We start from the raw sequence: 8,126 nt of genomic DNA on the forward strand, positions 1-8,126 counted from the left end.
GGCGCACGCGCTGGCCGAGGAGATCGCCGAGGCGGAGGTGCCGGCCGGGCCGCTGGTGAAGCTGCGCACCTACCGGGTGGCGCTGGTGACCGACCCGTCCTACGCCACCTACTTCGGCGCGGAGAACGTCACCGCCGCGAAGGTGACGCTGATGAACCGGGTCACCCAGATCTACGAGGACGAGACCGCGATCCGGCTCGTCCTGATCAACGACACCGACAAGACCAACCTGAACACCCCGGCGCTGGCCACCGAGCCGAACGGCCCGTGCGGCGCGGCTGCCTGCTTCACGCCGGCGCAGCTCACCTCCTGCGGCGGCGGCACGCTCAGCCGTAACCGGATCGTGCTCGGCCAGCTCGTCGGCGCGAGCAACTACGACGTGGGCCACGTCGGCCTGGGCGTCAACGGCGGCGGTGTGGCCAGCCTCGGCGTGATCGGCGGCAACGGCAAGGCTCAGGGCTGCACCGGCCTGCCGACGCCGGTCGGCGACTTCTACGCGGTCGACTACGTCTCGCACGAGATGGGTCACCAGTTCGCCGGCAACCACACCTTCAACGGCACGCAGTACAACTGCTCGGGCGGCAACCGCAGCGCGGCCAACTCGTACGAGCCGGGCAGCGGTTCGTCGATCATGGCGTACGCGGGCATCTGCCAGCAGGACAACCTCCAGCCGCACAGCGACCCGTACTGGTCGCACCGCAGCTACACCGAGATCACCAACTACGTCACCTCGAACCGCCCGGCGATCAACGAGGTGCAGAACGTCTCGCTGTACGGGTTCGACGCCGACGGTGACTCGTTCACCGTCCGCTACGCGGGCGCCGACTCGGCGCCGATCGTGCGGGGCGTCAACTACACCACCGCCGGCATCAAGGCCACCGTCGAGGGCATCGCCGGCTGGCCGGCCGGCGCGACGGTCACGGTGGCCGCGTTCGGTGGCAGCGGCACGCTCAACGACAACGGCTTCCAGGTGACCTTCGGTGGCACGCTGGCGACCACGAACGTGGCGTCGCTGGAGCTGACGAACGCCTCCGGCGCCTCCGGGTTCGTCGGCGAGACGGCCAAGGGCGGCGCCGTCGACAACGGCGGCTGGCTGGTCGAGGAGACCTCCAACCACGCCCCGGTGGTCACCGTCCCGGACACCGTCACCATCCCGGTGCGGACGCCGTTCGCGCTGACCGGCAGCGCCACCGACGCCGACGGGGACACTGTCACGTACCTGTGGGAGCAGAACGACAGGGGCGCCACGACCGGCACCGCGCTGACGAACAACACGAAGGTCAACGGTCCGCTGTTCCGGGTGTTCGGCGAGGCGGCGATCGTGTCGCCGACCGACACGCTGAAGTACTACTCGCCGGGTCTGAACTCGGTCACCACCGACTCGACCCGGGTCTTCCCCGACATGAGGCAGATCCTGGCCGGCAACACCAACGCCGCCACCGGCACCTGCCCGGCGGCCCCGGCACCGCCGGCCACCGGTGGCGCCTCGAACGTGCCGGCCGAGCTGGTCGACTGCTACTCGGAGTTCCTGCCCACCCGCGACTGGGTCGGCATCGCCGGTGACCGGACCCTGCACTTCAAGCTCACCGCCCGGGACGGGCGGCTGGGTGGCGGCGGCATCGGCAGCGCCGACGTCGCCGTGGTGCTGGCACCGGACGCGGGTCCGTTCCTGGTGACCTCCCAGGACACCGCCGCGGTCCTGGACGGCGGCTCGACCCGGACCGTGACGTGGGACGTCGCCGGCACCGACGTGGCGCCGGTGAACGCCGCGCAGGTGAAGATCTCGCTGTCCGCCGACGGCGGGCAGACCTTCCCGTATGTGCTGGCCGAGCAGACCGCCAACACCGGCACCGCGACTGTGACGCTGCCGAACGTGGCGACCGAGAAGGCCCGGATCAAGATCGAGGCGGTCGGAAACGTCTTCTTCGACGTCAACGACGCCGACTTCACCATCCGGTCCGCCCCGGTCGTCACCAGCACCGCCCCCGGCGGTGGCGTGAGCGTGCAGTACAGCGACGCGCTCTCGCCGGCCGTCACCGTCACCGCGACCGACGGCGACACCACCGGCGCGGACCTGACCGCCGCCGCCACCGGGCTGCCCGCCGGCCTGTCCCTGGCCGTCACGAGCACCTCGGCGACCGACGCCCGCCCGGGTACGCGTACCTGGACGGTCGCCGGCACCACCACGGCGGCCCCGGGTGACTACCCGGTCACCGTGACCGTGTCCGACGGCTCCGGGCTGACCGGCGGCACCTCGTTCACCGTCACCGTCGCCGCCGAGGACGCGGCGGTCAGCTGGGCCGGTGACACGCTCGTGAACACCGCGACCGGCGGCGTGTCCGGCCAGGCGCTGCTGCGGGCCGTGCTCCGGGACGGCTCGGTGCTGCCCGGCGCCACGGACACCACAGCCGGTGACATCCGTACCGCCACAGTCACCTTCACCAGGGACGGCGTGACGCTGTGCACCGCCGTGCCGGCCCTGCTCGGCACGGCCACCACCACCGCGTCCGCGGCGTGCACGGCCACCCTGCCGAAGGGCACGCACACCGTCACCGCGACGGTGGGCGGCAACTACACGGGCAGCACCATCGCCCAGGTCACGGTCGCCGTCTCCGACGGCGGGTTCCTCACCGGCGGCGGCGAGTTCACCGCCACCCGCTCGGCGGGGACCTACCCGGCCGACGTGAACTCCACAGTCGAGGTGGAGCTGAACGCGAAGCCGGGCAAGGCGAACAAGCCCGCCACGGGCAGGGCCGAGGTCGAGTTCCGCTCCGGCGGGAAGTCGTACACGATCAAGGCCGGCACCGTCGACGCGCTCGGCGTCACCTCGGCGGGCCGGACCGCCCAGGTGCGCTACCAGGCCGCCCTGTACGACAACAAGGGCAAGCTGGTGGCCTCCGGCCTGACCCTGGCCGTGACGGTGACCGACCGGGGCGCCCCCGGTAGGAACGACACCGTCGGGGTCACGCTGTGGAAGGGCGGCTCCCTGCTCCTGTCGTCCGACTGGACGGGCGGCGCGACCGCCGAGGTCAAGCTGAAGGGCGGCAACCTCACCGTCCACTGATCCACGCGGTAGACGCGGGAGGGCACCGGCAGCGGTGTCCTCCCGCGTTGCGTTCCCGGGTCCGTGGATGGCGTACCGTCGGGCCATGAGCAGCCGACCCGCCGCCGGGGGTGGCCGGTGGGTCGAGGTCGACCCCGGCCGCGTCGCCCGCTGGGTCGAGGGTTTCACCGGCCGGCACGGCCCGCCGACGACGACCGCGCAGGAGTACGGGCTCCTGCTCACCGCCCCGGACGGCGCCACCGCCGAGCTGCACACCCCGCCCGGCGCGAGCGCGTCGGCGGACGTACCCGGGTTCGTCGCCTCCGCCACGGCGGCCCGCCGGCTCGGCCTGTTGCTGGCCCGCAAGGGCGCTGTCGCGGTCGGCGCCGCCGACGGCACCGACCTGGTGGTCTCCAAGGTTGACACCCGGTACGTGCAGGGGCGTACCGCGGCGGGCGGCTGGTCCCAGCAGCGGTTCGCCAGGCGGCGCGACAACCAGGCGAAGGCCGCCCTGGGCGACGCGGCCGAGCTGGCCGTACGCCTGCTGTTGCCGGAGGCGGGCACGCTGGCGGCGCTGGTGTGCGGCGGCGACCGGCGCGCGGTGGACACGGTGCTGGCCGACCGGCGGCTGGCCCCGCTCGCGGCACTGCGCGCGCCGCGCCTGCTCGACGTGCCGGAGCCCCGGCACGCGGTGCTGGTGGCGGCAGTCGCTGCCGCCCGGGCGGTCCACATCCTGGTCCGCTGAACAGGAAAGATCGCCTCAAGACGGCGCAATCCCGCTCGTCGATGATGCATCGAATCGACTCGATGCATAAGGTCGGTGGCATGAAGCGGCGGGTCTCCGGGCGACCCGCAGGGCCAGCTTCGCCTCCGCCATCACGCCGACATCGTTGGGAGAGAACAACTTCATGAGCGGATATCAGGACGGCCGGCTGCGGACCCGGTGGCGCCGTGCGACGAGGCTCCTCGTCGCGGCGGCGGCGATGAGCGCCGGAAGCCTCGTGCTCACCGCGACACTGACGGCCGGCACGGCGAACGCGGCCGCCGGCCCGGTCGAGCGCGCCGCGCTCGCCGCGCCCGCAGTCACCAGCGTCACCGCGGGCGGCGCGCACACGTGCGCGATCAGCACCGACGGGGGGCTGTGGTGCTGGGGCTCGAACTACGGCGGCCAGCTCGGCGACGGGACCACCACGAACCGCAGCGCCCCGGCGCGGGTCGGCACCGCCACCTGGACGAATGTCGACGCCGGCTCCGGGCACACCTGCGCGGTCCGCACGGACGGGACGCTGTGGTGCTGGGGCTCGAACTTCCGGGGCCAGCTCGGCGACGGCACCACCACCAGCCGCAGCGCCCCGGTGCAGGTCGGCACCGCGACCACCTGGGCCAGAGTCGACGCCGGCCCCTCGCACACCTGCGGGATCCGCACCGACGGCACGCTCTGGTGCTGGGGATTCAACCGGACCACGCAGCTGGGCGTCGGCGCCTCGCCGTACGTCGCCAACACCCCGTTGCGGGTCGGCACGGCGACCGACTGGGTGAGCGTCTCGGCCGGCTTCGGGCACACCTGCGGTATCCGGACCGGCGGCACGCTCTGGTGCTGGGGGTCCAGCTCGGACGGCCAGCTCGGCCTGGGCAACCTGGCGCCCCAGACGGCGCCCGCGCAGGTCGGCACCACGACCGGCTGGACCGGCGTCGCGGCCGGGTACGCGCACACGTGCGGGGTCCGTTCCGGCGCGCTGTGGTGCTGGGGTGAGAACGGATACGGGCAGCTCGGCGTGAGCGGCACGTACCGTACCGCGCCGGTGCAGATCGGCACCGTCACCACGTGGAGCCGGATCGCCGCCAGCAGCGACACGTCCTGCGCGTCGCGTACGGACGGCAGCGTGTGGTGCTGGGGCAAGAACTCGGCCGGACAGGTGGGCGACGGCGGCACCACGCACCGGTCCGCGCCCGCCCAGGTCGGCACGGCCACCACCTGGACCGGCGGCCTCGCGGTCACCGACCACGGCTGCGGGATCCGCACCGACGGCGGCCTGTGGTGCTGGGGCGACAACAGCGGTGGCCAGCTGGGCGACGGGACGACTGTCAACCGGTCCACCCCGGGTCAGGTGACCCTGCCCGCCTGACCGGCCCGGTCAACGGCACCGGACCGCACCGCTGACCTGGGTCAGCGGTGCGGTCCGGTGCGCGGAGCGGCTCAGGCCCCCGAACCGAAGGTGTCGCAGGACTTCGGGTCGCCGGTGGTGAAGCCCTTGGTGAACCACTGCTTGCGCTGCTCCGAGCTGCCGTGGGTGAACTCGTCCGGGTTCACCGGCCGGCCGGACCGCTGCTGGATCGCGTCGTCGCCGATCTTCTCGGCGGTGTCGATGGCCTGCGAGATGTCCTGCTCGGTGATGCTTGTGAAGATCTTCTGCCCCTTGTCGTCGGCGGTGCCGGTGGCGTTCTTCGCCCAGGCCCCGGCGTAGCAGTCGGCCTGGAGTTCCAGCTTGACCGAGAGCGCGTTCGCGCTCTGCGGGTCGCGCTGCTGCTGGCGGCGCATCTGCGCCTCGGTGCCGAGCAGGTCCTGCACGTGGTGGCCGTACTCGTGGGCCAGCACGTACGGCTGGGCGAACTCGCCCTCCGCGCCGAGATGATCGGCGAGCAGCTTGTAGAAGCTGAGGTCGATGTAGACCAGGTCGTCGGCCGGGCAGTAGAACGGGCCCACGCCCGAGTCGGCAGCGCCGCAGGCGGTGCTCACGTTCTGGCTGAAGAACACCGTCTTCGACGGCCGGTACTGCTCGCCGAACGCCTCCGGCATGGCGGTACGCCAGTACGCCTGGATCGAGTTGACGTAGAGGGTGTTGCGGCAGTCGAGCTGCTTCAGCGCGTCCTGCGCCGAGCACTTCTGCTCCAGCGAGGTGTTGTCGCCCTGCTCGGAACCGCCGCCGTTGGTGGCGGCGTTGAGGCCGAACCCGCCGCCCACCAGGGCGACGAGCACGGCGATGATGATGCCCACGATCCCGCCCCGGCCGCCGCCGATCGGGATCGGAATGCCCATCCCGCCGCCTCCGCCGGACCCTCGCCGGTCGTCCACCTGGCTGGTGTCGACCCGCGCGTTCTCGTTCAGCTCCATGTTGACCCCGATCACCGATGTGTCCGTATGTGGTGGTTGCGGTACCGGACCGGGTCCGGACGGCGGTTTCCGTACCCGATGATCTTGCACGGTAATCCGGGGGAGTGGCCCCGGGGAGCCCGGTACACTTGCCCCCGTGCTGCGCTGCGAAGGCTGAACGGCCCCGCGCCGACGGGAAATCACCACCCGCCGGCGCTTTCGCGTGCCCTGAGTCAGCCCTTCCGGACCCGAGAGCGAGTACTCCGAGATGATCACTGCCACCGGCCTGGAACTGCGCGCCGGTTCCCGGATCCTGCTGTCCGACACCACCCTGCGGGTGCAGCCGGGGGACCGGATCGGCCTGGTCGGCCGCAACGGCGCCGGCAAGACCACCACGCTCAAGGTGCTCGCCGGGGAGGGACAGCCGTACGGCGGCCAGATCGACCGGCGCAGCGCCATCGGCTATCTGCCGCAGGACCCGCGTACCGGTGACCTGGACGTCACCGGCCGGGACCGGGTGCTCTCCGCCCGTGGCCTGGACGTGCTCATGGCGCAGATGAAGGAGCTGGAGGACAAGCTCGCCGAGGGCGCCGACGACGAGCGGCTCGTCCGCCGCTACGGCGCGCTGGAGGACCAGTTCGCCTCGCTCGGCGGCTACGCGGCCGAGGCCGAGGCGGCCCGGATCTGCGCCAACCTCGGCCTGCCCGACCGCGCCCTGGCGCAGACCATCGGCACGCTCTCCGGCGGTCAGCGCCGCCGCATCGAGCTGGCCCGGATCCTGTTCCGCGACGCCGGCGAGAACGGCGGCGGCATCCTGCTGCTCGACGAGCCCACGAACCACCTCGACGCCGACTCGATCACCTGGCTGCGCGGCTTCCTCGCCAACCACAAGGGCGGCCTGATCGTGATCTCCCACGACGCCTCGCTGCTGGAGGCGGTGGTCAACAAGGTCTGGTTCCTGGACGCCACCCGGTCCGTGGTCGACACGTACAACCTGGGCTGGAAGGCGTACCTGGAGGCGCGGGAGACCGACGAGCGGCGCCGCCGCCGGGAGCGGGCCAACGCCGAGAAGAAGGCCGGCGCGCTGATGGCGCAGGCGGACAAGATGCGGGCCAAGGCCACCAAGACCGTCGCCGCGCAGAACATGGCCCGGCGCGCCGAGCGCCTGCTCTCCGGCCTGGACGAGGTCCGCGTCGCGGACAAGGTCGCGAAGGTACGGTTCCCGAGCCCCGCGCCGTGCGGCAAGACGCCGCTGACCGCGACCGGCCTGTCCAAGTCGTACGGGTCGCTGGAGATCTTCACCGACGTGAACGTGGCTGTGGACCGGGGTTCCCGGGTGGCCATCCTCGGCCTCAACGGCGCCGGCAAGACCACGCTGCTGCGGATGCTCGGCGGGCTGCTGGAGCCGGACACCGGCGAGGTACGCCCCGGGCACGGGCTGCGGCTGGGCTACTACGCCCAGGAGCACGAGACGCTCGACGTGGACCGGACGATCCTGGAGCACATGCGCAGCGCCGCGTCCGACCAGACCGACACCGACCTGCGCAAGATCCTCGGCGCGTTCCTGTTCTCCGGCGAGGACGTGGACAAGCCGGCCGGTGTGCTCTCCGGCGGCGAGAAGACCCGGCTGGCGCTGGCCACGCTGGTCTGCTCCGGTGCCAACGTGCTGCTGCTGGACGAGCCGACGAACAACCTCGACCCGGTCAGCCGCGAGCAGGTGCTCGACGCGATCGCCCGCTACCCGGGTGCGATCGTGCTGGTCACGCACGACCCGGGCGCGGTCACCGCGCTCAAGCCGGACCGCGCCATCCTGCTGCCCGACGGCGACGAGGACGCCTGGTCCGACGACCTGCTGGAGCTGGTGGAGCTGGCCTGACCCCCACCCCCCCCTTTTTTGCCGGTCGATCATGAAGTTGACGGCACTTCTGGAGATCCAGATCGCCGTCAACTTCATGATCGACCGGCAAAAAAGGGGGGGGTGGGGGTCAGGCC

5 protein-coding genes are annotated in these 8,126 nt (G+C 72.2%); 4 read left to right on the forward strand and 1 reads right to left on the reverse strand.

Going from position 1 to position 8,126, the window contains the following annotated elements:
• Window positions 1-37: 37 nt before the first annotated feature.
• From ABD52_RS14205 to ABD52_RS14215, 3 genes are all read left to right on the forward strand, one after another.
• On the forward strand, window positions 38-3,064 hold the full coding sequence (locus ABD52_RS14205) for a M12 family metallo-peptidase (protein WP_047892119.1): 3,027 nt from the start codon (window positions 38-40) through the stop codon (window positions 3,062-3,064).
• An 85-nt stretch (window positions 3,065-3,149) separates the two neighbouring features.
• A complete protein-coding gene (locus tag ABD52_RS14210) occupies window positions 3,150-3,788 on the forward strand; it encodes an acVLRF1 family peptidyl-tRNA hydrolase (RefSeq protein ID WP_047892120.1) in 639 nt (212 codons plus the stop codon).
• A gap of 163 nt (window positions 3,789-3,951) precedes the next feature.
• Window positions 3,952-5,169 (forward strand): RCC1 repeats protein, encoded by a 1,218-nt coding sequence (locus tag ABD52_RS14215; RefSeq protein WP_047892121.1) that lies wholly within the window; start codon window positions 3,952-3,954, stop codon window positions 5,167-5,169.
• Between the two features lie 71 nt (window positions 5,170-5,240).
• Here the strand turns inward: ABD52_RS14215 and ABD52_RS14220 are convergent, their stop codons facing one another.
• Complete coding sequence (locus tag ABD52_RS14220) at window positions 5,241-6,155, reverse strand: neutral zinc metallopeptidase (RefSeq protein ID WP_047892122.1); 915 nt, start codon at window positions 6,153-6,155, stop codon at window positions 5,241-5,243.
• Between the two features lie 247 nt (window positions 6,156-6,402).
• Between ABD52_RS14220 and ABD52_RS14225 the strand changes: the two genes are divergently transcribed.
• Window positions 6,403-8,010, forward strand: a complete 1,608-nt coding sequence (locus ABD52_RS14225) for an ABC-F family ATP-binding cassette domain-containing protein (RefSeq protein WP_013475896.1) — start codon at window positions 6,403-6,405, stop codon at window positions 8,008-8,010.
• The last annotated feature ends 116 nt before the right edge of the window (window positions 8,011-8,126 follow it).

Origin of the sequence: Micromonospora sp. RV43, from assembly GCF_001029515.1 — a bacterium.
Taxonomy (GTDB): domain Bacteria; phylum Actinomycetota; class Actinomycetes; order Mycobacteriales; family Micromonosporaceae; genus Micromonospora; species Micromonospora aurantiaca.